This is a genomic window from Rhodobacter sp. NSM (assembly GCF_052244495.1).
Classification (GTDB): Bacteria; Pseudomonadota; Alphaproteobacteria; order Rhodobacterales; family Rhodobacteraceae; genus Cereibacter_A.
On the sequence record NZ_JBQPXH010000001.1, the window covers coordinates 767,203 to 790,626 of the forward strand.

Annotated in this window: 21 protein-coding genes; 15 read left to right on the forward strand and 6 right to left on the reverse strand. The window is 69.2% G+C overall.

The annotated features are described in order from the left end of the window. Positions 1-29 precede the first annotated feature (29 nt). Both ACTVZP_RS03645 and der read left to right on the forward strand, forming a co-directional pair. On the forward strand, positions 30-1,376 hold the full coding sequence (locus ACTVZP_RS03645; RefSeq protein ID WP_443210724.1) for an outer membrane protein assembly factor BamB family protein: 1,347 nt from the start codon (positions 30-32) through the stop codon (positions 1,374-1,376). Between the two features lie 58 nt (positions 1,377-1,434). Then, positions 1,435-2,898, forward strand: coding sequence for a ribosome biogenesis GTPase Der (gene der, locus ACTVZP_RS03650; protein WP_443210725.1), 1,464 nt, complete (start codon positions 1,435-1,437; stop codon positions 2,896-2,898). Between the two features lie 181 nt (positions 2,899-3,079). Here der and ACTVZP_RS03655 read toward each other — a convergent pair whose 3' ends face one another. From ACTVZP_RS03655 to miaA, 6 genes are all read right to left on the reverse strand, one after another. Continuing rightward, entirely contained in the window at positions 3,080-5,101 is a 2,022-nt protein-coding gene (locus ACTVZP_RS03655; RefSeq protein ID WP_443210726.1) for a dipeptide ABC transporter ATP-binding protein, read from the reverse strand. Then, on the reverse strand, positions 5,094-6,248 hold the full coding sequence (locus ACTVZP_RS03660; RefSeq protein ID WP_443210727.1) for an ABC transporter permease: 1,155 nt from the start codon (positions 6,246-6,248) through the stop codon (positions 5,094-5,096). The genes ACTVZP_RS03655 and ACTVZP_RS03660 overlap by 8 nt, the downstream gene beginning before the upstream one ends. Next, positions 6,248-7,273 carry an ABC transporter permease gene (locus ACTVZP_RS03665; RefSeq protein ID WP_443210728.1) on the reverse strand — a complete coding sequence of 342 codons (1,026 nt, stop codon included), beginning with the start codon at positions 7,271-7,273 and terminating at the stop codon, positions 6,248-6,250. Before ACTVZP_RS03665 ends, ACTVZP_RS03660 begins: the two co-directional genes overlap by 1 nt. Before the next feature lie 3 nt (positions 7,274-7,276). Then, positions 7,277-8,908 (reverse strand): ABC transporter substrate-binding protein, encoded by a 1,632-nt coding sequence (locus ACTVZP_RS03670; RefSeq protein WP_443210729.1) that lies wholly within the window; start codon positions 8,906-8,908, stop codon positions 7,277-7,279. 99 nt (positions 8,909-9,007) lie between these two features. After that, positions 9,008-9,802, reverse strand: coding sequence for an AraC family transcriptional regulator (locus tag ACTVZP_RS03675; protein ID WP_443210730.1), 795 nt, complete (start codon positions 9,800-9,802; stop codon positions 9,008-9,010). 73 nt (positions 9,803-9,875) lie between these two features. Then, positions 9,876-10,763, reverse strand: coding sequence for a tRNA (adenosine(37)-N6)-dimethylallyltransferase MiaA (gene miaA, locus ACTVZP_RS03680; protein WP_443210897.1), 888 nt, complete (start codon positions 10,761-10,763; stop codon positions 9,876-9,878). Positions 10,764-10,911: 148 nt separating this feature from the next. On the opposite strand from miaA, the gene pyrH reads away from it, so the two are divergent. From pyrH to lpxB, 13 genes are all read left to right on the forward strand, one after another. Further along, a complete protein-coding gene (pyrH, locus tag ACTVZP_RS03685) occupies positions 10,912-11,652 on the forward strand; it encodes a UMP kinase (RefSeq protein ID WP_443210731.1) in 741 nt (246 codons plus the stop codon). 87 nt (positions 11,653-11,739) lie between these two features. After that, positions 11,740-12,306 (forward strand): ribosome recycling factor, encoded by a 567-nt coding sequence (frr, locus tag ACTVZP_RS03690; protein ID WP_443210732.1) that lies wholly within the window; start codon positions 11,740-11,742, stop codon positions 12,304-12,306. A 67-nt stretch (positions 12,307-12,373) separates the two neighbouring features. After that, on the forward strand, positions 12,374-13,117 hold the full coding sequence (gene uppS / locus ACTVZP_RS03695; protein ID WP_443210733.1) for a polyprenyl diphosphate synthase: 744 nt from the start codon (positions 12,374-12,376) through the stop codon (positions 13,115-13,117). Further along, positions 13,114-13,935, forward strand: a complete 822-nt coding sequence (locus ACTVZP_RS03700) for a phosphatidate cytidylyltransferase (protein WP_443210734.1) — start codon at positions 13,114-13,116, stop codon at positions 13,933-13,935. Before uppS ends, ACTVZP_RS03700 begins: the two co-directional genes overlap by 4 nt. Before the next feature lie 8 nt (positions 13,936-13,943). Continuing rightward, positions 13,944-15,128, forward strand: coding sequence for a 1-deoxy-D-xylulose-5-phosphate reductoisomerase (dxr, locus tag ACTVZP_RS03705; protein ID WP_443210735.1), 1,185 nt, complete (start codon positions 13,944-13,946; stop codon positions 15,126-15,128). Between the two features lie 6 nt (positions 15,129-15,134). After that, complete coding sequence (rseP, locus tag ACTVZP_RS03710) at positions 15,135-16,469, forward strand: RIP metalloprotease RseP (RefSeq protein ID WP_443210736.1); 1,335 nt, start codon at positions 15,135-15,137, stop codon at positions 16,467-16,469. 207 nt (positions 16,470-16,676) lie between these two features. Next, positions 16,677-16,814 carry a hypothetical protein gene (locus tag ACTVZP_RS03715; RefSeq protein WP_443210737.1) on the forward strand — a complete coding sequence of 46 codons (138 nt, stop codon included), beginning with the start codon at positions 16,677-16,679 and terminating at the stop codon, positions 16,812-16,814. Positions 16,815-16,925: 111 nt separating this feature from the next. Further along, positions 16,926-19,316 carry an outer membrane protein assembly factor BamA gene (gene bamA, locus ACTVZP_RS03720; protein WP_443210738.1) on the forward strand — a complete coding sequence of 797 codons (2,391 nt, stop codon included), beginning with the start codon at positions 16,926-16,928 and terminating at the stop codon, positions 19,314-19,316. Continuing rightward, positions 19,316-20,032, forward strand: coding sequence for an OmpH family outer membrane protein (locus tag ACTVZP_RS03725; RefSeq protein ID WP_443210739.1), 717 nt, complete (start codon positions 19,316-19,318; stop codon positions 20,030-20,032). The genes bamA and ACTVZP_RS03725 overlap by 1 nt, the downstream gene beginning before the upstream one ends. 84 nt (positions 20,033-20,116) lie before the next feature. Continuing rightward, positions 20,117-20,584, forward strand: a complete 468-nt coding sequence (gene fabZ, locus ACTVZP_RS03730) for a 3-hydroxyacyl-ACP dehydratase FabZ (RefSeq protein ID WP_443210740.1) — start codon at positions 20,117-20,119, stop codon at positions 20,582-20,584. Positions 20,585-20,587: 3 nt separating this feature from the next. Continuing rightward, a complete protein-coding gene (gene lpxA, locus ACTVZP_RS03735; protein WP_443210741.1) occupies positions 20,588-21,370 on the forward strand; it encodes an acyl-ACP--UDP-N-acetylglucosamine O-acyltransferase in 783 nt (260 codons plus the stop codon). Beyond that, positions 21,367-22,188: an LpxI family protein gene (locus ACTVZP_RS03740; protein ID WP_443210742.1), complete on the forward strand. Its 822-nt coding sequence runs from the start codon at positions 21,367-21,369 to the stop codon at positions 22,186-22,188. Before lpxA ends, ACTVZP_RS03740 begins: the two co-directional genes overlap by 4 nt. Beyond that, entirely contained in the window at positions 22,185-23,324 is a 1,140-nt protein-coding gene (lpxB, locus tag ACTVZP_RS03745; RefSeq protein WP_443210743.1) for a lipid-A-disaccharide synthase, read from the forward strand. The genes ACTVZP_RS03740 and lpxB overlap by 4 nt, the downstream gene beginning before the upstream one ends. The last annotated feature ends 100 nt before the right edge of the window (positions 23,325-23,424 follow it).

A 23,424-nucleotide genomic window follows, 5' to 3' on the forward strand; every position in this document is an offset into this window, starting at 1 on the left:
CGGGCAGGGACTTGAAGAGGGTTTTCACGGTGAAGCGGACGACAGCAGTCTCGGGACTTGTGCTTCTTGGCTTGCTCGGCGCCTGCGGCGAGCGCGAACTCATCCTCCCCGGCGAACGCTTCGATGTGCGCGCCCCGCTCGAGGCGAGCCTGCCGTCGGAAGGCAATCCCTCGCCGGTGGATCGCACGAACCTGCGGATGAACCAGTCTCTGCCGGTGTCGCTTCCCGCCGCCACGGCCAATGCGTCCTGGCCGCAGCGCGGCGGCAATGCGGCTCATCTCGCGCCGCATGCGAGCCTTTCGGCCGCGCCCCAGCTCGCCTGGAGCAGCGAGATCGGGACGGGCAACAGCCGGCGCAACCGGATCTCGGCTGCGCCGGTCGTGGCCGAGGGACGCATCTTCACCATGGATGCGATGAGCGACGTGCAGGCGACCTCGACCGCCGGTGGACAGCTCTGGCGGGTCGACATTACCCCGCCGGCCGACAGCGCGACCCATGTCTCGGGCGGCGGCCTGGCCTATGGTGCCGGACGGCTCTTCGCGACCACCGGGTTTGGCGAAGTTGTGGCGCTCGATCCTGCCTCGGGTGCGGTGCTCTGGCGTCAGAAGCTTGGCGCTCCGGCGACCGGGGCCCCGATGATCGAGGGCGAGACGGTCTATGTCACCGGCCGGGACAGTTCGGCCTGGGCGATTGACGCCAGCAACGGCCGTGTGCGCTGGCAGCTTCCGGGCGCGCCGTCGAGCACCGGCATGATCGGTGGCGCGGCTCCGGCGGTGGCGGGCCGCACCGTGCTCTTCCCCTTCAACAGCGGCCAGCTGATCGCCGTCCTGCGCGAGGGCGGCTCGCAGCTCTGGTCCTCGCAGGTGGCGGGCGAGCGGCTGGGCCGGGGCTATACGGGGTTCCGCGACATCACCGGCGATCCCGTGGTCTCGGGTGACACGATCTATGTCGGCAGCTCGGCCGGGCGCACCGTCGCCCTCTCGACCGCCTCGGGCGAGACCGTCTGGTCGGCCACCGAGGGCGCGCTCGCGCCGGTCGCCGTGGCGGGTGGCTCTGTCTTCCTCGTGTCCGACGAGGCGCGGCTGGTGCGACTCGATGCGGAGACGGGCGAGGTGATCTGGTCGGTCGACATGCCCTATTGGGAGAATGCGAAGCCCAAGCGCCGCAAGGGCATCACCGCCCATTACGGGCCGGTTCTCGCCGGTGGCCGGCTGGTCGTCGCCTCCTCGGACGGCGTGGTGCGGTTCTTCAGCCCGGTCGATGGCGCGCTTACCGGCTCGGCCGAACTGCCGGGCGGGGCCGCGGCGCAGCCGGCGGTGGCGGGCGGCGTGCTGTATGTCGTCTCGGCCAACGGGAAACTTCTGGCTTTCCGCTGACCGCCGTCTCTGCTAGGGAGCCGGGCTTGACCCGCCAAAGCTGCCTCCGGAGGCCCCGATGAGCTTCACCCTCGCCATTGTCGGCCGCCCCAACGTGGGCAAGTCCACGCTGTTCAACCGTCTCGTCGGCAAGCGGCTGGCGCTGGTGGACGATCAGCCCGGCGTCACACGCGACCTGCGCGAAGGCGATGCCCGGCTCATCGACCTGCGCTTCACGGTGATCGACACGGCCGGACTCGAGGAGGTGACGGACGACAGCCTTCAGGGCCGGATGCGCCGCCTGACCGAGCGGGCGGTCGAGATGGCGGATGTGTGCCTCTTCCTGATCGACGGCCGGGTCGGCGTCACGCCCTCGGACGAGGTCTTCGCCGACATCCTGCGCAAGAAGAACGCCCATGTGATCCTCGGCGTGAACAAGGCCGAGGGCCGCGCGGGCGACGCGGGCGCCATCGAGGCCTGGAGTCTGGGGCTCGGCGAGCCGGTCCGGCTTTCGGCAGAGCATGGCGAGGGGATGGATGACCTCTACCACATCCTCCGCCCGATCTCGGAAGGCTTCGCCGAGCGCGCCGCCGCCGATGCGCCGGTGGTCGACGTGGACGTCCCGGAGGAGGAGGCCGATGTCGAGGCCGATCCCGAGGCGCACAAGCCGACCGACAGGAAGCCGCTGCAGATCGCCGTGATCGGGCGGCCCAATGCGGGAAAGTCCACGCTCATCAACAAGATCATCGGCGAGGACCGCCTGCTGACCGGTCCCGAAGCGGGCATCACCCGCGACGCGATCTCGGTGCGCTCCGAGTGGCGGGACACGCCGATCCGGATCTTCGACACCGCCGGAATGCGCAAGAAGGCGCGGATCTCGGACAAGCTCGAGAAGCTGTCGGTGGCCGACGGGCTGCGTGCCGTGCGCTTCGCCGAGGTGGTGGTGGTGCTTCTCGACGTGGAGATCCCCTTCGAGCAGCAGGACCTGCGCATCGCCGACTTCGCAGAGACCGAGGGCCGGGCGGTGGTCGTCGCCGTCAACAAGTGGGACCTCGAGGGCGAGAAGCAGGAGAAGCTGGCCGAACTCAAGGAGATGTTCGATCGGCTGCTGCCGCAGTTGCGTGGCGCGCCGCTGGTCACCGTCTCGGCCCGCACCGGTCGCGGGCTCGACCGGCTGCATGCTGCGATCCTGCGCGCGCATGACATCTGGAACCGCCGGATCACCACGGCGCGGCTGAACAGCTGGCTCGGCGCCATGGTCGAGGCGCATCCGCCGCCGGCTCCGGGCGGCCGCCGGATCAAGCTGCGCTACATGACCCAGGTGAAGACCCGTCCCCCGGGCTTCGTCGTCATGTGCTCGCACCCCGACGAGATGCCCGACAGCTACCGCCGTTACCTCGTGAACGGCCTGCGCGATCATTTCGACATGCCGGGCACGCCGATCCGGCTGACCATGCGCGGGCAGGGCGACAAGAACCCCTTCAAGGAGCGAAAATTCCGCACCCCCTCGCGGCTGAGGAAGCACCTCGGCAAGAAGGACTAGCGCCCGGGATCCGCTTGCGGCGCGACAGTCGCACGGAGGTTCGCCCGCACAAGCCTGCGCCATGAGGCTGCGAATCCCTGCGGATGGCGGGGGAGCAGCCGGCCTCCTCTAAAAGACAGTCCCTGCCGCCGGAGATCCGGGCGCATGACGACTGGACTCGCGGATGCGCCGCGGCCAAAGGTCAGGGCAAGGGGCCTTCGTCGTTGGACCCGTCCTTCCGCAGGACCTCGGGCGGCAGGTGGCAGCGAATCCCGTGGCCGGGCGACACCTCGGCCAGAGGGGGCAGGCGGTCGGCGCAGAGCGTGCCCGGAACCTCGGCGCGGCGCGGACAGCGGGTGTGGAACGGGCAGCCGCCCGGCGGCACGAGGGCCGAGGGCGGATCGCCGGCCGCGACCGGCCGGGCAGGTGCGCGGGGCTCGGCCCGCGGCGCGGCGGCCAGCAGGGCCTGCGTGTAGGGATGCGAAGGGCCCGCGAAAACCTCGGCCGCGGGCCCGATCTCCATCACCCGTCCCAGATACATCACCATCACCCGGTCCGCGATCTGCCGGACCAGCGCGAGGTCGTGGCTGATGAAGAGCAGCGTCGCGCGCCGGTCGCTCTGCAGGTCGAGCAGCGTCTCGATGACCGCCGCCTGCACGCTGGCATCCAGCGCCGAGACGGGCTCGTCCGCGACGAGGATCGCGGCATCGCCCGCCAGCGCCCGCGCGATGCCCACCCGCTGCTTCTGCCCGCCCGAAAGCTGGCGCGGCATCCGACCGGCGAGAGCATGGGGCAGCCGCACCAGTGCGAGCAGGGCGCCGAGACGCTCGCGCCGGGCCCCGAGCGTGGGGGCGGCGCGGAAGAGTTCCAGTGCCCGCATGACCTGCCGGCCCACCGTGGCCGAGGGGTTCAGCGTGTCGGAGGGGTTCTGGAACACCATCTGCATCGCCGCCGTCAGCGCCATCGGCCGCCGTCCGGCGGGACGGTCCTGCACCTCGGTGCCCATCAGCCTTATCCGGCCGCCGTCCGGGCGGTCCAGGCCCATCAGCAGCCGCGCGAGCGTGCTCTTGCCGCAGCCGGATTCGCCCACGATGGCCAGCGTCTCGCCTTTGCGCGCTTCGAAACTCACCCCCTCCAGTGCGTGAACCGTGCCGCGGCGAGAGCGGAACCGGCGGGTGAGGCCCTCGACCTCCAGCACCGCACCGCCGATTGCAGGTTCGGGCCGGACCTCCGCCGGAGGCTCGTTCTCCGCGATCTCGCGCCAACGCAGGCAGCGCACCGCCTCCGCCGGGGCGGGCTCTTCCAGCGGCACCGGCGGGCGGTAGCAGAGACCGGGCCGAACGTGCGGGCAGCGGGGGGCGAAGGCGCAGCCCGGCGGCCGCTCGTGCGGCAGCGGCTGGCCGCCGGCCAGCGGCACCGGCGGCGCGCGTTCCCCCTCGATCCGCGGCAGGGCGCGCAGGAGGGCGCGGGTATAGGGGTGGCGCGCCGCGCCGAAGATCCGGTCGGCTGGCGCACTCTCGACCAGCCGGCCGGAATAAAGCACCGAGAGCCGGTCACAGATCCCCGCCATCAGTGCGAGGTTGTGACTGATGAAGAGCATGGCCGTGCCCTGCGTGCGGCGGATGTCGCGCAGAAGCTCCACGATCCCGGCCTCGACCGTGACGTCGAGCGCGGTGGTCGGCTCGTCGAGGATCAGGAGCTGCGGCCGGGCCATCAGGGCCATGGCGATGGCCACCCGCTGGAGCTGCCCGCCGGAAAGCTGGTGGGGGTAGCTCGCAAGGATGCGCGACGGGTCGGGCAGCCGGACGTCCTCCACCGCCTGCCGGGCGGCGTCCCGCGCCGCGGCGCGCGAGACGCGGGCGTGAAGGCGCGGCACCTCGGCGAGCTGCGCGCCGATGCGCATGGCGGGATTGAGCGCGGCCATCGGCTCCTGTCCCACCATGGCGATGCCCGCTCCGCGAACGCGGCGCAGCGCCCGCTCGCCGAGGCCCGTCAGGTCCTGCCCGCCGAAGCGGATGCAGCCGCCCTCGATCCGGCCCGCCGGCCCGAGGTCGCGCATGATCGCCAGCGCGACGGTGCTCTTGCCGCTGCCCGATTCGCCCACGAGGCCCAGCACCTCGCCCGGTGCGACCCGGCAGGCGAAGCCCTCGACCGCCGGAAAGCGCCCGCGGCGGGTGCCGAAGCTGACGGTCAGGTCGGCGATCTCGAGCACGGGGTCAGTCATTCAGGCTCTCCTCGCGCAGGGCATCGGCGAGCAGGTTCAACCCGAGCACGAGGCTCATCAGCGCCAGCGCCGGGACGACGGCGGCATGGGGATAGATCGCGAGGAAGCGCCGCCCGTCGTTGATGGTCGAGCCCCAGTCCGGGCTCTCGGGCGAGACGCCGAGGCCGAAGAAGCCGAGCGTGCCGAGCAGGATCGTGGTGTAGCCGACCCGCAGGCAGGCATCGACGATCAAAGGCCCGCGCGCATTGGGCAGGATCTCCCACAGCATGATGAACCACGGACCCTCGCCGCGGGTGCGGGCCGCGGCCACGTAGTCGCGCCCCTTGAGGTCGAGAGCCAGGCCCCGGACGATGCGGAAGGCCGTGGGGGCGTTCACGAAGACCACCGCCACGAAGACGGTCAGGAGGCCGGGGTCCAGCCGCCAGATCCCGAAGGGGTCGGCATCGAGCGCGAACCCCGACCAGAGCCAGAGCCCGAGGCCCAGGATCAGTCCGAGCCCCGCCGCCCAGCGGCCGGGTTGCGTCCGGAACCGGCTGTGCCAGAGGAGCAGCACGAACAGCACCGGGATCAGGAAGAGGACCGCGGCAAACGCCCGCGGCAGCGCCGTCTCGCGGATCTCGGGCGTGACGAGGAGGTAGAAGAGCAGGATGACCGGGAACGCCAGCACGAGGTTGGCAAGGAAGGACAGCACCCCGTCGAGGCGCCCGCCGATGTAGCCCGCCGGAAGGCCGAGAAGCACCCCTACGGCCAGCGCGCAGAGCGTCGCCGCGGGTGCGATGGCCAGCACGCGGCGTGCGCCCACCACCATGCGGCTGAAGCTGTCGCGGGCGAGGCTGTCCCCGCCAAGGAGGTAGAACGGGTAGGCCGATCCCGGTGCCGGGCTTCCGGGGGCCGCGTTCTTCAGGCCCGAGAGCTGGGCCAGCGGGTCGTGGGTCGCGACCATACCGGCCAGAAGCGCGGTCAACAGCCAGAAGAGCACGATCGCGAGCCCCGCCACGCCGATCCCGCTGCCGAAGAGCCGACCCGGAAGGCCCAGCCTGCGCCGCGCGAGGTAGCCCGTCCCGAGGATAAGGACGAGCCCCGCCCAGACCGGCACGAAGCGCAGCACCATCCGGCCAAGGATCTCGACCCAGGTCAGCGCCTCCATCAGGCTGTCCTCAGCCGCGGGTTCAGCGCGCGGTAGGCGAGGTCCGACAGGGCCTGTGTCGCCAGCACCAGCGTCACCGCGACCACCGAGCCGCCGAGCAGCAGGTCAATGTCGTTGTTGCCGGCCGCCTGCACCAGGGTCCAGCCGAAGCCCTTGTAGGCGAAGAGCGTCTCGACGATCACCACCCCGTTCAGAAGCCAGGGAAGTTGTAGCAGGATCACCGTGACCGGCGCCACAAGCGCATTGCGCAGGGCGTGGACGAGGACGATCCGGCCCATGCCCGCACCTTTCAGCCGGGCGGTGCGGATATAGGGCTGCGCCATCACCTCGGCCATCGAGGCGCGGGTGATGCGGGCGATGTAGCCGATCCCGTAGAGCGCGATGGTCGCGACCGGCAGGGCGAAGTTCCAGAAGGTGATGCCGCTCATCGCGCCCGAGGCCGTGCCCTGGAAGAGCGTGCGGCGCTCGATCCAGCCCGCCTCGTGCAGGATGGGCGAGAGCCCGGCCGTGGCCGAGGCCAGAAGCGCGACCAGCACCACGCCCGAGACATATTCCGGCGTCGCCGCCGTCAGGATCGTGGCCGCCGAGATCGTGCGGTCGGTGCGAGAGCCCTCGCGCATGCCCGCCAGCACGCCCAGGGCGAGCGAAACCGGCACCATCACGATCATCACCCAGAGCATGAGCCAGCCGGTGGCCGAGAGGCTGCGCCCGAGTACGGCCGAGACCGGCTGCCGGAAGACCGTGGACTGGCCCCAGTCGCCCTGAAGCACGCCGCATCGTCCGCAGCCCTCACGCGGCAGCAGCCCCAGCCACTCGCCATAGAGCACCGGAACCGGCCGGTCGAACCCGTTCCGCTCGAGCCAGCTTGCCACCTCTTCGTCCGACATCCGCGCCGAGCCCTGCGACTTCGCCAGCTTCTCGAGATTCGGCGGCAGATGCGTGAGCCAGAAGACGAGCAGGCTCAGGCACAGGGCAGTGCCGAGTAGGACGCCCAGCCGGCGCAGGAGGATCGAGGCCCGCCGCAAGGCTCAGGCGTCGATCCACCACTTGTAGTGATGATGCTCGAAGGTCGGATGCGCCTCCGCGCCCTTCACCTTCGGATCGACATGACGGAAGATCGAGCGCCAGTAGGGCTGGATCAGCACGCCCTCCTCCTGCAGGATCCGCTCGAGATCGGCCATGAGCACGCGCCGCCGGCCGGGGTCGACGATGGACATGGCCTCGTCAAGTTTCCGGTCGAACTCCTCGTTCGCAAAGGCGGATTCGTTCCACGGAACGCCGGAGCGATAGGCGAGCGCCAGGACCTGCACACCCAGCGGACGCATGTTCCATTCGGTGGCCGAGAAGGGGAACTTCAGCCAGTCGTTCCAGTAGGTTGCGCCCGGAAGCACCGTCCGGCGGATCTTCACCCCGGCATCACGGAGTTGCGCCGCCACCGCATCGCAGGAGGCCGCCTGCCAGGCATCGTCGAGCGAGACGAGCTCGAACTCGTGATCAGCCATGCCCGCCTCGCCGAGCAGGGCGAGGGCCGCCTCGCGATCCACCTGAAGCGGAGGCAGTTCGGCATATTCGGGATGGATCGGGCAGACATGGTGGTTCTCGGCGACCCGCCCGTGGCCGGAATAGCCGAGTTCCAGCACGACGGCGTTGTCCGTTGCCATCTGCAGCGCGCGGCGGACGCGGACATCCTTGTACTCCTCGGCGTCCTGGTTGAAGCGGATGGCGAGCGTGGTGGCCGTCCGGGCCTCGGACTTGGCCCAGCCGAGCCCGTCCAGCACCTCGATGAACTCGCCCACGGTCTGGTAGGTGGCGTCGATCTCGCCCGAGCCCGCCGCCGCCACGGCGGCCGAGGGATCCGAGCCGAAGTCGAGATATTCGATCCGGTCGAGCCAAGGGCCTCCGTAGACCTCGGTGCCCCACCAGGGATGGGTCTCGTTGCGCACCAGCACCATGCGGATGCCCACCTCGACCGTCTCGGGCAGATAGGGCCCGGTTCCGACCGGATCGGTCGCAGGATCGCCGCCTTCATAGGATTTGTGAACGACGGCAGCGGGATAATCGGCGAGGTTCGCAATCAGCGCGATGTCCGGCTGCGCGAGGGTGAGGCGGAGCGTCTGCGGGTCGACCACCTCGATCGCCTCGGGGTTCAGCTTGCCCTCCGACTGCAGGGCGGTCATCTGCGCGGCCATGGCATTGCCCTCGACCGAGGCATCGCACCAGCGCTCGAAGTTGTGCCGGACGTCTTCGGCCGTGAAGGGATCGCCGTTGGACCAGCTCACTCCGGGGCGAACCTTCAGCAGGTATTCGGTGGCGTTGTCGTTCGCCTCCCAGCTTTCGAGCAGCATGGGCCGGAAGGTGCCGTCGGCTTCGTACTCCACCAGATATTCGAGCCAGCCCCGGGTGAAGTTCGAGATCTGCGACCAGTCCGCCGTGCGCGGATCCTTCAGCGCGCGCGTCTCCATCTCCATCCGCAGCGTCCCGCCCGGTCGGGGCGTCTCCTGCGCGCGGGCGGGGAGCGGAAGGCCGATGAGCGCGTAGGCCGCGGAAGCCGAGACGCCGAGCGCGGTGGACCGGCTCAGGAACTCGCGTCGGCTCATCCGGCCAGAGGCCACCTCCGCTGCATCTGTCAGGGCCGAGGGGTGGAGTCGGTCGGTGGTCATGTCGGTCTCCCTGCTGGTCCGCCGCATCGTCCGGTCCCGCCCATTGCGCCCGGAATTGCTTCGCGCGTCAACGCCCTGCGCGCCGATCCCGTTCCTCCGTCACGAGGCACGGCGGAAGGCCGAGGGCGACTGGCCGGTAAGATGGCCGAAGGCACGGGTGAAATAGGCGGGCGAGGTGAAGCCGAGCGACTGCGCAATCCGGCTGACCGGCAGGTCGGTCTCGGCGAGAAGCCGGCGGGCCTCGAACAGCACGCGATCGTGGAGCAGCGACGAGGCGGGACGGCCGCAGGTCTGGCGGCAGCAGCGGCTGAGGTGGGTCGCCGTCACTCCGAGCGCTCCCGCGAAATGCCCGACGCCGAGGCCACTGCGGAAGTCGCGCTCGAGCAGTTCGGTGTAGCGCGCGACGAGCCGGCGGCTTGCATCCAGCGGCTCGGCCGCCCCGAGGCGCGCCACCTGCCGCTCGAGCCAGACGCCCAGGAGGCCGGCGTGGTGATCGACGGCACGCTCCCACGCGGTTGCCCTGGCCTCGATCTCGCGGCCTATGGTGTCGAGCATCACGTTGAGTTCCTGCTGCACCGGCGCCTCGCGGATGCGCAGGTGCTGGGGCTGGCCGGGAAGGGGAACGAGGCCGCCGCGTCCGAAAAAGACCGCCGAGCCAAAGGAGTGCACCCCGACCTCGAAGCCGTGCATCGTGCTCGCAGGAATGAAGATCGCATTGTGTGCCGTGTAGCCACGGGTGACGCCCGCCACGGTGATCCGGCCCTGTCCCTTGGTGAACCACAAGAGCAGCGGCTCGGACAGCGACCGCATCGCCTCGACGCGCCACCGGCCTCCGGCAGCGAGGCGCGGGATGGCCACAAGCCGCAGGGCCGCAGGCGAGGCACTCTCAGGCATGGCAGCCTCCGGATCTGTTTGGGCCAGATAACCAGCGCCGAGACGGACCCGGAAGCAAAAACATGGCGCGGCCTCAGGGTAGGCGGATCTCCGACCACTGGCGCATCCGGTTGCGGAACCACGTGCGCTGGCGCTTGGCATACTGCCGGCTTGCCAACTTGGCAGCGGCGACGGCCTCGGCGAGGGTGAGGGCTCCACGGAGATGCGCCACGAGTTCCGGTGCGCCGATCGCGCGCGACGACGGAAGCGCCGGATCCCAGCCGGGAAGTGCCGCCCGCACCTCATCGAGCGCCCCGGCCTCGATCATCGCGTCGAAGCGCCGGTCGATGCGGTCGGCGAGCCAGTCGCGATCCGGCCGGATCACCAGCGCGGCCGTCCGCTCCAGCGGGAGGAGCGGTGCTCCGGTCTCCGCCTGCCAGTCGGCAAGGCCGCGCCCCGTAGCCTGCAGGACCTCCCATGCGCGCTGGACCCGGGCGGGGTTGCGCAGGTCGATCCTCGCGGCCGTGGCTTCGTCGAGGTCGGCAACCATGCGCGCGAGTCCCGCTTCGGCCATCCGGGTATCGGCCAGCCGGCGCACTTCGGACGGCGTGTGAGGAACCTCCGCCAAACCTTGTGTCAGCGCCGAGAAATAAAGTCCTGTTCCACCGACGATGACGGGCCGCGCGCCTTCGGCGAGCACGGCCCGCAGGTCCTTCAGCCAGTGCCCGGCGGAGTAGACCGCCTCGCGGGCGACATGGCCGTAGAGCCGGTGGGGCAGACGCGCCTCCTCGGCAGCCGTGGGCCGGGCCGAGAGGATGCGCCAGCAGTCATAGACCTGAAGGGCGTCCGCATTGACCACCACGCCGCCGCCGCGAGCGACGATCTCGGCGGCGAGGGCCGATTTGCCCGAGGCCGTCGGACCCGCGATCAGCACGGGCCGGTCATGCGGAATGTCGGAAGGAAGGAACAACGGAGGGCGGATCCCGGTCGAGAGGGGGCACAAGGCGATGCGCGCGGGCGTCGGGGAAGGGCTTCGGCCTGCTCCGGCCGAACGCGGTTGAACCCCGGGTCGTTTTCCGACATTTTGCGCCGCAGTCAATTCCAATCAACAAGACGGACGGGAAGATCCCATGACCAGCGAAGCCGCGCCGGCGAGCACAGCCGTGACCTACAAGCGTGTGATGCTCAAGATTTCCGGCGAGGCCCTGATGGGCGACCAAGGATACGGGCTGCATCCGCCGACGGTCCAGCGCATCGCGCGCGAGGTGCAGGCGGTGCACCGGCTCGGTGTCGAGATCTGCATGGTGATCGGCGGCGGCAACATCTTCCGCGGGCTTCAGGGCTCGGCGCAGGGGATGGAGCGGACGACGGCCGACTACATGGGGATGCTCGCCACGGTGATGAACGCGCTTGCCATGCAGGCGGCGCTGGAATCGCTTGGCATCTTCACCCGCGTGATCAGCGCGATCCCGATGGATCAGGTCTGCGAGCCCTACATCCGCCGCCGGGCGGTGCGCCACCTCGAGAAGAAGCGGGTGTGTATCTTCGCCGCAGGCACCGGCAACCCCTATTTCACAACGGACACCGCGGCCACGCTGCGCGCCAACGAGATGGCCTGCCAGGCGATCTTCAAGGGCACCAAGGTGGACGGGGTCTACGACAAGGATCCGCGCAAGTTCGCGGATGCCAGGCGTTACGAAACCGTCACCTACGACGAATGCCTGCAGAAGCATCTGGGCGTGATGGACGCCTCGGCCATCGCGCTCGCCCGGGACAACGATCTTCCGATCATCGTCTTTTCGCTCGACGAGCCCGGCGGCTTCTGCGGAATCCTGCGCGGCGAGGGCACCTATACCCGCGTGCACGGCTGAGCCCATCCCCCGAGCCTATACCAATGGCGAAGCGCTGCTGCTATAGAGCGGCAGAACCGCCCGTGCGGAACGTGAAGGAAACAGAACATGTCGCAAGATGACCTCGAGATCGACCTCGATGCGATCCAGCGCCGGATGGATGGCGCGATGCATGCGCTGCGGACCGAGTTCGGCTCGCTGCGCACCGGTCGCGCCTCGGCCTCCATCCTCGAGCCGATCCATGTCGATGCTTACGGCCAGCAGACGCCGCTGAACCAGCTCGGCACGATCAACGTCCCCGAGCCGCGGATGGTCGTCATCAACGTCTGGGACAAGGGCATGATCTCGAAGGTCGAGCGCGCGATCCGCGACAGCGGCATCGGCATCAACCCGGTGGTGGACGGTCCGATCATCCGCCTGCCGATCCCCGAGCTGAACGAGGAGCGCCGCAAGGAGCTCTCGAAGGTTGCCGCGCATTACGCCGAACAGGCCCGCGTCGCGATCCGCAACGTGCGCCGCGACGGCATGGACCAGATCAAGAAGGCCAAGACCGCCGGCATGGCCGAGGACGACCAGAAGATGTGGTCGGACGAGGTGCAGGCGCTGACCGATAAGGCCATCGCGGCCGTGGATAAGGCTCTGGAAGAAAAACAGAAGGAAATCATGCAGGTCTGAGCTGCACCTCATGCTTCCCTTCACCCGTCCCAGCCCGCTTGACCATCCCAGAGAGAAGGGGAATGCCTTGGCCGTGACCGAGCCGCGAGAGGCGGATCCTCCCCAGAGACGTGCAGACCATGTCGCCATCATCATGGACGGCAACGGACGCTGGGCGGTCAACCGCGGCTGGCCGCGTCTCGTCGGTCACCGCCGGGGCGCCGAGCGGGTGCGCGAGATCGTGGAGGCCTCGCCCGACCTCGGGATCCGCTGGCTGACGGTCTATGCCTTCTCGACCGAGAACTGGAAGCGGTCGACCGAGGAGGTGCTGGGCCTCATGTCGATCTTCGCCCGCTACATCGAGCGCGAGGCAGACCGTCTGGCCAAGGAAGGCGTGCGGATGCGCTTCATCGGCGACCGGACCCGGCTGGATGCCAAGCTGCAGAGACTCATGGCGGGGATCGAAGCACGGACGCAATACAACCAGCGCCTGCACCTCACGGTTGCGATCAACTACGGCGGCCGGGACGAACTTGCCCGGGCCGCGCAACGCATGTGCCTTGACGTGGCCGAGGGTCGTCTGCGTCCCGAGGAGGCAGACGAGGCGGCGCTGACCGCGCGGCTCGACACCGCCGGCATCCCCGACCCGGACCTCGTGATCCGCACGTCGGGCGAGACGCGCACCTCGAACTTCCTGTCGTGGCAGTCCGCCTACGCGGAATACGAGTTCACGCCCACGCTCTGGCCGGACTTCACGGCGCGCGAGCTCGAGACGATCATCGAACGGTTCTCCTCGCGCGAGAGGCGGTTCGGAGGGGTCCTGCGCGCATGACGAGGCCCGAGAAGCCGAAGGGCCGATGGGGCGATCTGCGCCGCCGGATGATCTCGGCCGCGATCATGCTCTCGGTCGGGGCCATCGAGGTGTGGCTGGGCGGCGTGCCCTTCGCGCTTCTCGTGATCCTGCTCACGGGTTTGATGCTGTGGGAACTGGCTCGGATGACGGCTCCGGCCCGGCCCGTGGCCAACATACTCGTGGGCCTTCTGGCGGCGGCCGTCCTGACGGGCGTCCTGGATCTGGTCTTCGAGCACGAGAGGATGCTGGCGCTCGCCGGCCTCGCCCTCGTGCCGGCAGCGGGTCTTGTCGGCGCAAGGCGCGACCGGCGGATCTTCTTCATCTACGGCATCGCGCTGATGGCGGCGGGTGCGGGTCTCGTGATGCTGCGCGAGGAGGGCGGTTCCGTCGCGATCCTCTGGCTGATCCTCGTGGTGGTCGCCTCTGACGTCATGGGCTATTTCGTCGGTCGCAGCCTGGGGGGCCCCAAGTTCTGGCCCGCCGTCAGCCCCAACAAGACCTGGTCGGGCACCGTCGCGGGCTGGCTGGGTGCGGCAATTGTGGGTCTTGGATTCTCCATTATCGCGGGTGCAGGCTGGGGCCTCATCATCCTGTCGCCCGTGATCGCGCTGGCAGGACAACTCGGGGACATTGTCGAGAGCTGGATCAAGCGCCGCTCCGGGGTCAAGGACAGCTCTTCGCTGATCCCGGGCCACGGCGGAGTGCTGGACCGGTTCGACGCGCTGACCGGGGCGGTGCTCGCCGTTCTCGTACTGGGGATGCTCGGTGACCTGCCGCTGCCGGTAATGGGGAACTGAACGGCATCATGCGCAGCCTGTCGATCTTCGGAGCCACCGGCTCCATCGGCGAATCCACCTTCGATCTCGTGATGAGGAAGGGAGGGCCGGAGGCCTTCCGGACCGTGGCCCTCACCGGAGGGCGCAACATCGCGCGCCTTGCCGAGATGGCGCGCGCGCTGAAGGCAGAACTCGCCGTCACCGCGCATGAAGAGTGCCTGCCCGCGCTGCGCGAGGCGCTGGCCGGGACGCGGACGGAAGTGGCGGGCGGCACGCAGGCCATCGCCGAGGCCGCCGACCGGCCCGCCGACTGGACGATGTCTGCCATCGTGGGCGCGGCCGGCCTCGTGCCGGGCATGCGCGCGCTGAAGCACGGGCGGACGCTGGCGCTTGCCAACAAGGAAAGCCTCGTGACGGCGGGGCAACTCCTGATGCGCACGGCCGAGGAGAATGGCGCGACCATCCTGCCGGTCGACAGCGAGCATTCGGCCGTCTTCCAGGCCCTCGCCGGCGAGGACACGACCTGCGTCGAACGCGTGATCATCACGGCCTCCGGCGGACCCTTCCGCGACTGGAGCCTCGAGCGCATCCGGGATTGCACCGTGGCGCAGGCGCAGGCCCATCCGAACTGGTCCATGGGCCAGCGGATCTCGATCGACAGTGCCTCGATGTTCAACAAGGCGCTGGAGCTGATCGAGACGCGCGAGTTCTTCGGCTTCGAGCCGGACCGGATCGAGGCGGTCGTTCACCCGCAATCCATCGTCCATGCGATGGTGGGTTTCTGCGACGGGGGCATCATGGCCCATTTGGGGCCGGCCGACATGCGCCATGCCATCGGCTTCGCGCTGAACTGGCCGGGGCGCGGCGAGGTGCCCGTTGCCCGGATCGACCTCGCGCAGATCGCGAGCCTCACCTTCCAGAAGCCTGACGAGGAACGGTTTCCGGCGCTGCGCCTTGCGCGCGAGGTCATGGCGAAGCGCGGATTGTCGGGTGCCGCCTTCAACGCCGCCAAGGAAATCGCGCTCGACCATTTCATCGCCGGGAGCATCGGATTCCTCGACATGGCGGCGGTCGTCGAGGACACGCTGGCGGGAGTTTCCGCCGATCCGCTGTTCGGAAAAGTGCCCGACACCCTTGAGGAAGTGCTTGCAATGGACCATCTCGCTCGGAAAGCGGCAGCAGAAGCGGCCGATCTCCGCCAGCAGAAAAGGTAGCAGCTCTTGGACATTGTCAGTCTCGTGCCCCAGTTCGGCGGGGTCGTCTGGACGGTTATCGCCTTCGTCATCGCACTTTCCATCGTCGTCGCGGTCCACGAATACGGGCATTACATCGTCGGCCGCTGGTCGGGGATCCACGCCGAGGTCTTCTCGCTGGGCATGGGGCCGGTTGTGGCCTCGCGGGTGGACCGGCGCGGAACGCGCTGGCAACTCGCGGCCCTTCCCTTCGGCGGCTACGTGCGCTTCCTCGGCGATGCGGACGCAGCCTCGAGCCGGGCGAGCGTGACGGTGCACCAACTGAACGAGCAGGAGCGGGGGCGCACGATGCACGGCGCGCCGCTCTGGGCGCGCTCGGCCACGGTCGCGGCGGGCCCGCTCTTCAACTTCGCCCTTTCGATCATCGTCTTCTGCGGCTTCTTCATGGTGAAGGGCGTGGCGACCGAACTGCCCGTCGTCGGAGAGATGAAGAACCTGCCCGGTGCGGCCCAGATGATGGAGAAGGGCGATCGCATCCTTGCCGTAGACGGGCGCGAGACGGACACCCTTGCCGATTTCATCAGCGTGGCGAATACCTTGCCGCCTGCACCTTCGGCCGAGTACCGGATCGACCGCAACGGGTCCGAGCTGACCCTGACCGGTCCCTATCCCTTCCCGCCGGTGGTGGATGCGGTTCAGGCCCCGTCCGGGGCGAATGACGCCGGGATCGAAGAGGGCGATGTCATACTGGCGGTCGAAGGGGTGCAGATCGCGTCCTTCCGCGAACTGCGGGACGCGGTGGGTCGGTCGGACGGTGCGCCGGTAACCCTGTCGGTGTGGCGCGCAGGCGAGACCTTCGACGTGACGCTGACCCCGCGGCGCATGGACATCCCGCTTGCAAGCGGCGGCTTCGAGACCCGCTGGCTGATCGGCCTGTCGGGCGGCCTGCTCTTCGAACCCGAGACGCGGACGCCCGGCCCGATCGAGGCCGTCTGGCTCGGCATTCAGCAGACCTACACGATCATCACCACGAGTCTCTCTGGCCTCTGGCACATGATCACGGGTGCGATCTCGTCGTGCAACCTGCAGGGCCCGCTGGGCATCGCCGAGATTTCCGGCGCGGCTGCATCGCAGGGGGCCGGCAACTTCATCTGGTTCATCGCCATGCTCTCGACGGCGGTCGGCCTGATGAACCTCTTCCCGGTTCCGATCCTCGACGGCGGGCATCTGGTCTTCCACGCCTACGAGGCCGTCACCGGCAAGCCGCCGAGCGACCGCGTGTTGCGGATCCTCATGACGGCCGGCCTCGCCATGCTGCTGTCGCTCATGGTCTTTGCCGTCTCGAACGACATACTCTGCTGAGCCGGACCACGCCCGAGGGCGGAACACTTCCCCGGACGTTCCACGCGGCCGCCTCCATCGGGGCGGCCGCTGTCGTTCCGACCAAGGGCCTCCCAAGGGCCCTGCGCGGCGCGTTGCCGCCGAGGGTCCGCGGGGCATGCCTGCGCCCCAATGCGGCCACAATCCTCTGCCACGCGGGAGCTGTGCACCAGCCTTGCGGAGAAGAAGATGAAAAGCGTGATCTACGGCACCCGGGGTCTCGTCTACCTTGTCAATCTCAACCGTGACCTCCTGCTGTCCTTCGGACTGGTGGCGCTGGCGCTGGCTGCGGCGGCGATGCTCGCACAGGCCGTTCAGCCCTGGTGAGGTGATGCGGCATCACATGCCGATGGCTTTGCTTGCAGGCTGCCTGCGCTTTTGACAAAACCTGCCATGTCCATTAGGCAGGACGGAAAGAAAACGACCGAGGGCAGGCGAATGGTGAGGAACCGGGCGAGGGGCGGACGGGCAGGACAGGACCGCGGGCTGATCAGGCCTGCAGCCGTGTCGGTTTTCCTCGGGGTGGCAGGTGTAGCGGCGGGCCTTACCCTGCCGGCGCTGGCGCAGAACTACGCATTCTCGGATGTCCGGATCGAAGGCAACCAGAGGGTTGACGTCTCGACCATCCTCGGCTTCGCGCGGATCAACCGCGGCCAGGCGATCTCGGGTGGCGAACTGAACGAGGCCTATCAGCGCCTCGCCGATTCCGGCCTGTTCGAGACCGTCGAGATCGTGCCCGAGGGCGGCACCCTCGTGATCCGGGTGCAGGAATATCCGACGATCAACGTCATCAACTTTGAAGGCAACGCCAGGATCAAGGACGAGAACCTTGCCACGCTGGTGAAATCGCAGTCGCGCCGGGCCTACAATCCTGCCCAGGCCGAGGCCGACGCTGCCGCCATCACCGAGGCTTACCGCGTCCAGGGCCGCATCGCCGCCACCGTCACGCCGAAGATCATCCGCCGCTCCGGCAACCGCGTCGACCTCGTCTTCGACATCGCCGAGGGCAAGGTTGTCGAGATCGAGCGCCTGTCCTTCGTCGGCAACCGCGCCTATTCCGACCGTCGCCTGCGTCAGGTGCTCGAGACCAAGCAGGCGGGGCTGCTGCGCAGCGTCATCGCCTCCGACACGTTCATCGCCGAGCGGATCGAACTCGACAAGCAGCTCCTGCGCGACTTCTACCTCTCGCGCGGCTTCATCGACTTCGAGGTGCTCGACGCCACCGCCGAGGTCACGCGCGAACGCGATGCCTTCTTCCTGACCTTCACCGTCCAGGAAGGACAGAGCTACAAGTTCGGCCAGATCACCGCCTCGTCCGAGATCGAGGGCATCGATGCGGCCGATTATCAGGATGCCCTGCGCATCCGCCGCGGGGTGTCCTACTCGCCGGCCATCGTCGACAACAACATCGCCCGGCTCGAGGCGCTCGCGCTCCAGAGGGGGCTGAACTTCGTCCGGGTCGAGCCGCGCATCACCCGCAACGAGCGCAACCAGACGCTGGACGTGAACTTCGCGCTCGTGCGCGGCGAGCGCATCTTCGTCGAGCGCATCGACATCGAAGGCAACACGACCACCCTCGACGAGGTGGTGCGGCGCCAGTTCCGGACGGTCGAGGGCGACCCCTTCAACCCGCGCGAAGTCCGCCAGTCGGCCGAGCGTATCCGCGCGCTCGGCTACTTCTCGAACGCCGACGTCAACACGCAGCCGGGCTCGAACCCCGACCAGGTCGTCGTCAACGTCGATGTCGAGGAGCAGCCGACCGGCTCGCTGAGCTTCGGCGTGAGCTACGGCGTCAGCTCCGGCGCCGGTTTCTCGATCGGCTTCTCCGAGCAGAACTTCCTCGGCCGCGGCCAGACTCTCGGCCTCGACGTCTCGACCGGGACCGACAACATCAACACGCAGCTCAACTTCATCGAGCCGGCCTTCCTCGGCCGTGACCTGCGGTTCCGATTCAACGCCTACTACCGCGAGACCGACAACCAGTATTCGCGCTATGATACGCGCAAGATCGGCATCTCCCCCTCGATCGAGTTCCCGGTCAGCGAGAACGGCCGGCTGGAACTGCGCTACACGGTGTCCGAGGACAAGATCTCGAACGTGGACGGCGGACCGAACGACACGGATGACGACGACGACGTGTCCTCGATCATCCTGATCGACGAGGAAGCGCGCGGCGCGCTGCTGGCCTCGGCCGTGGGCTACAGCTACTCCTGGGACTCGAACCGGGGCGGCCTGAACCCGACCGGCCGGAACCTGCTGCGCTTCAGCCAGGACTATGCGGGCGTCGGCGGTGATGTCGAGTACATCTCGACCACCGCGCTGGCCCTCGCCGAGCGTCGGGTCTGGAACGAGGAAATCACCGTCCGCGCCATCGTCGAAGGCGGGGTGCTCAGCATGATCGGCGACGATCCCTCGCGCGTGACCGACCGCTTCTTCGGCAACGGCAAGATCCGCGGCTTCGAGCCCAATGGCATCGGCCCGCGCGATCTGTCGGTCGACAACGAGGATGCACTCGGCGGCAACTACTTTGCCGTGGCGCGGCTCGAGGCGGAGTTCCCGCTGGGTCTGCCCGAGGAATATGGCTTCAAGGGTGGCCTCTTCATGGATGCGGGCTCGGTATGGAGCCTGGACGAGGTCGACGGCGGGGCGGACAGCAGTGACGGTGAGGACATCGTCGACGACGACTTCCACCTGCGCTCCTCGGTCGGCGTCTCGGTCTTCTGGACCACGCCCATCGGCCCGCTGCGCTTCAACTTCGCCAAGGCGATCGAGAAGCAGGACTACGACAAGGAGCAGTTCTTCGACCTGACGATCTCGACCCGGTTCTGATGCATCGCCTTCCGGCCCTGGCTCTGGCCCTTGCGCTGGCCCTGCCGGGGGGCGTCCGGGCGCAGATCGATGCTCCCGCCGTTCCGGCGGGAGTCGCCGTCATCGATCAGAGCCGTCTCATCACGGATACCAATCTGGGCCGGACGGTCGAGCAGCGCTTTCAGGTGGCCTCGCGCAGCCTGATCGCCGAGAACCGCGAGATCGAGGCGGCGCTCGAGGCCGAGGAACGCGACCTGACGGCCCGCCGCGGCACCATGCCCGCCGCAGAGTTCCGCCGCCTCGCTGCCGAGTTCGACACGAAGGTCGAAGGCATCCGCAGGGCGCAGGAAGCGAAGTCGCGGGCGGTGACACGCCAGCGTGACGAGGAACGGCAGCGCATCGTCGAGCAGGCCCTGCCCATCCTCGCGGGGTTGATGCAGGAACGTGCCGCGCTGGTGCTGATCGACCGCGGATCCGTGGTGTTGTCGAGGGGTGCCGCCGACATCACCGACGCGGCGATCGAGCGACTGGACGCGCTGAACCCTCCGCCCGAGCCCGGGGCCGATCCGGCCGACACCGGTCCTGCCGACGGACCGCTGCCGCCCGCAGGGGCCGCGCCTGATGCGGAGCCCGACGCCGCTCCGGCGGCTGACGGGCCCGCGGCCAAGGCCCCTGATGCGGCTTCCGGCGCCGATCCGGCGGACGAGGCGCCGCAGCAGCCCCCCGCCACTCCATGACCCGGCGGCTTGCCCGCACCCCTGAGCCTTGCTAGCAAGGACCGGGGCGCACGGCCGCTCCACACTCCGCCAAGGAAACCCACGATGACCGATGCCGCAGAAGCGCCGCTCTCCGCCGATATCCAGTTGATCCAGCGGATTATTCCGCACCGTTACCCGTTCCTTCTCGTGGACAGGGTTCGCGACATCGTTCCGAACAAGAGCGCCGTCGGCATCAAATGCGTGACCATGAACGAGCCGCAGTTCACCGGGCATTTCCCCGGTCTGCCGATCTTTCCCGGCGTGCAGATCATCGAGGCGATGGCCCAGACCTCGGCCGTGCTGGTCGGTGTCTCGATGGATCTCGCGGACAAGAACGCCAAGGTCTACTTCATGGGCATCGACGGGGCGAAGTTCCGCCGCAAGGTGGTGCCCGGCGACGTGCTGGAGATGACGGTCACCGTGAAGCGCGGCGGCGGCAAGGTCTGGAAGTTCGAGGGCCGTGCGAGCGTCGACGGCGAACTTGCTGCGGAAGCCGAGTTTTCCGCCATGCTCGACGTACCGAAAGGATAAGAGATGGCAGAGATCCATCCCTCCGCCATCGTCGAAGAGGGCGCCGTGATCGGCGAGGGCTGCCAGATCGGCCCCTTCGCCATCATTGGCCCCGAGGTAACGCTGGGGCCGGGCGTCGTGGTCAAGAGCCACGCCGTCGTCACCGGCTGGACGGAAGTCGGGGCCGAGACGGTGATCTTCCCCTTCGGGGTCGTGGGCGAGGTGCCGCAGGACCTGAAGTACAAGGGCGAGCGCACGCGGCTGATCGTCGGCGCCCGCTGCCGGATCCGCGAGGGCGCGACGCTGAACGTGGGAACGGAAGGCGGCGGCGGCGTCACGCGCGTGGGCGACGACTGCCTGCTGATGACCGGCTCTCACGTCGGCCATGACGCGACACTGGGCAACCGGGTGATCCTCGCCAACCAGGCCGCCATCGCGGGCCATTGCTGGCTTGGCGACGACGTGATCGTGGGCGGCCTTTCGGGCGTGCATCAATGGGTGCGCGTCGGCCGTGGCGCGATCATCGGCGCGGTGACGATGGTGACGAACGACGTGCTGCCGCACGGGCTGGTGCAGGCGCCGCGGGGCGAACTCGACGGGCTGAACCTCGTGGGGCTGAAGCGCCGCGGGGTCGGCCGCCCCGAGATCACCGCGCTCCGCGCCGCCTATCAGATGCTGGCGCAGGGCGAGGGCACCTTCCTCGACCGGGCGCGCCGCCTCGCCGACGAGACCGAGAGCCCGCATGTCCGCGAGATGACCGATTTCATCCTCGCGGCCACCGACCGCTCCTTCCTGACGCCGCAATGACCGTGGCCTCGACCGCGCTCATCGCCGGAGCGGGCGCCCTGCCTCGCCACCTCGCCGAGGCCCTGCGCAAGGCGGGGGAGGCGCCGCTCATCGCCGCGCTCGAGGGCTTTGCACCCGAGGGGATCGCGCCCGACGTGACCTTCCGGGTCGAGCGGCTGATGCCATTCCTGCGCGAACTCGAGAAGGCGGGCGTCTCGCGCGTGACCTTCGCCGGCGCGGTGAGCCGGCCGCGGCTCGACCCCGCGCTGTTCGATCCGCTGACGGCGCAGATCGTCCCGAGGCTGATCGGCGCGATCCAGGCCGGCGACGACGCGACGCTGCGCGCCGTGATCGCGCTCTTCGAGGAGGAGGGGTTCGCGGTCGCGGGCGTGGCCGAGATCGCGCCCGATCTGGTGCCCGAGGCCGGAACGCTCTGCGGTGCCCCGCGCGAGGGCGACGTGCGCGACGTGGCCCGCGCCGCCGCCATCGTCGAGGCGATCGGCCGGGTGGACGTGGGGCAGGGTGCGGTCGTGGCGCAGGGTCTCTGCCTCGCCGTCGAGGCGCTGCCGGGCACGGATGCGATGCTCGACTGGGTGGCCGCGACCGCGCGGCGCCCCGATCCCGCCGCTGCCCGGGGCGTGCTCTACAAGGCGCCCAAGCCCGGGCAGGACCGAAGAATCGACCTGCCGACGCTGGGACCTTCCACGGTGCGGCGGGCGGCGGCGGCGGGACTTGCCGGCATCGCCTGGGAGGCGGGCGGCGTGATCCTCCTCGACCGCGCCGAAGCGCTGCGCGAGGCCGAGGCGGCGGGTCTTTTCCTCTGGGCGAGGGAGCCATGAAGCTCTTCCTCATCGCGGGCGAGCCTTCGGGCGACCGCTTGGGCGGCGCGCTGATGGCGGGGCTCTCCGAACTCGCGTCGGACATGTCCTTCGCAGGCGTCGGTGGTCCTTCCATGCAGGCGCAGGGTCTCTCGAGCCTCTTTCCGATGGAGGAGCTTTCGGTCATGGGCCTGGCCGAGGTCCTGCCGAAATATCTCCACCTCCGTCGCCGCGTGCGCGAGGCGGCCGAGGCCTGCATCGCCTCGGGCGCCGAGGCGCTCGTCACCATCGACAGCCCTGACTTCGGCCTGCGAGTCGCGGCCCTCGTCAAGCGGGCGAAGCCTTCGGTCCGGACCATCCACTACGTCGCGCCCTCGGTCTGGGCCTGGCGGCCGGGGCGGGCGGCGAAGATGGCGCGGCACGTCGATCACGTGCTGGCGCTGCTGCCCTTCGAGCCGCGCTACATGACCGCGGCCGGCATGACCTGCGACTTCGTGGGCCATCCGGTGGTGGCCGAGCCGCGAGCCTCGGAGGACGAGGTGCGCGCGCTGCGCGAGCGGGTGGCGACGGGTCCGGTGGTCCTTGTCCTGCCGGGCTCGCGCCGGTCCGAGGTCATGCGACTTGCCCCGGTCTTCGGCGAGGTGCTGGCCCGGATCCGCCACCGCCACCCGGGGCTGACGGTTCTCATCCCGACCGTTCCCCATGTGGCCGATCTCGTGCGCGAGCAGGTTTCGGGATGGCCGGTCCATCCGCTGGTGATCGAGGATGCCGAACGCAAGCGCGCGGCCTTTGCCGCCGCCGACGTGGCACTGGCCGCTTCCGGCACCGTCTCGCTGGAACTTGCCGCGAACGGCACGCCCATGGTGATCGCCTACGACATGAACCCGCTGTCGATGTGGCTGATCACCCGGATGGCGCGGATCGACACGGTGACGCTCGTGAATCTCGTCTCCGACAGCCGCGTGGTGCCCGAGTTCCTCGGCCCCCGCTGCAGGGCCGGGCTGATCGCGCCCGCGCTCCTCGCGCTGCTCGAGGACGAGGACCAGCGGCGGGCGCAGTTCGCGGCCATGGAACTGACGATGGAGCGGCTGGGGCAGGGCGGCGAGCCGCCGGGCCTCCGCGCCGCGCGGTCGGTGCTCTCGGTGCTGAAGGGCTGAGGGCCGCGGCATCCGGCCGAAGATCGGCTGCATCTGCCATATCGCGCTGTGCTTCCCCGCAAGAGACCGATGCGGGCCTGCCTCCACCCGGACGGATCAA

Coding starts and splice junctions, on each gene's coding strand:
- lpxB (WP_443210743.1), top strand. CDS start 22,185: ATGAAGCTCTTCCTCATCGCGGGCGAGCCTTCGGGCGACCGCTTGGGC.
- ACTVZP_RS03655 (WP_443210726.1), bottom strand. CDS start 5,101: ATGACTGACCCCGTGCTCGAGATCGCCGACCTGACCGTCAGCTTCGGC.
- ACTVZP_RS03675 (WP_443210730.1), bottom strand. CDS start 9,802: ATGCCTGAGAGTGCCTCGCCTGCGGCCCTGCGGCTTGTGGCCATCCCG.
- frr (WP_443210732.1), top strand. CDS start 11,740: ATGTCGCAAGATGACCTCGAGATCGACCTCGATGCGATCCAGCGCCGG.
- ACTVZP_RS03700 (WP_443210734.1), top strand. CDS start 13,114: ATGACGAGGCCCGAGAAGCCGAAGGGCCGATGGGGCGATCTGCGCCGC.
- ACTVZP_RS03740 (WP_443210742.1), top strand. CDS start 21,367: ATGACCGTGGCCTCGACCGCGCTCATCGCCGGAGCGGGCGCCCTGCCT.
- lpxA (WP_443210741.1), top strand. CDS start 20,588: ATGGCAGAGATCCATCCCTCCGCCATCGTCGAAGAGGGCGCCGTGATC.
- ACTVZP_RS03725 (WP_443210739.1), top strand. CDS start 19,316: ATGCATCGCCTTCCGGCCCTGGCTCTGGCCCTTGCGCTGGCCCTGCCG.
- der (WP_443210725.1), top strand. CDS start 1,435: ATGAGCTTCACCCTCGCCATTGTCGGCCGCCCCAACGTGGGCAAGTCC.
- dxr (WP_443210735.1), top strand. CDS start 13,944: ATGCGCAGCCTGTCGATCTTCGGAGCCACCGGCTCCATCGGCGAATCC.
- ACTVZP_RS03670 (WP_443210729.1), bottom strand. CDS start 8,908: ATGACCACCGACCGACTCCACCCCTCGGCCCTGACAGATGCAGCGGAG.
- ACTVZP_RS03660 (WP_443210727.1), bottom strand. CDS start 6,248: ATGGAGGCGCTGACCTGGGTCGAGATCCTTGGCCGGATGGTGCTGCGC.
- fabZ (WP_443210740.1), top strand. CDS start 20,117: ATGACCGATGCCGCAGAAGCGCCGCTCTCCGCCGATATCCAGTTGATC.
- ACTVZP_RS03715 (WP_443210737.1), top strand. CDS start 16,677: ATGAAAAGCGTGATCTACGGCACCCGGGGTCTCGTCTACCTTGTCAAT.
- bamA (WP_443210738.1), top strand. CDS start 16,926: ATGGTGAGGAACCGGGCGAGGGGCGGACGGGCAGGACAGGACCGCGGG.
- pyrH (WP_443210731.1), top strand. CDS start 10,912: ATGACCAGCGAAGCCGCGCCGGCGAGCACAGCCGTGACCTACAAGCGT.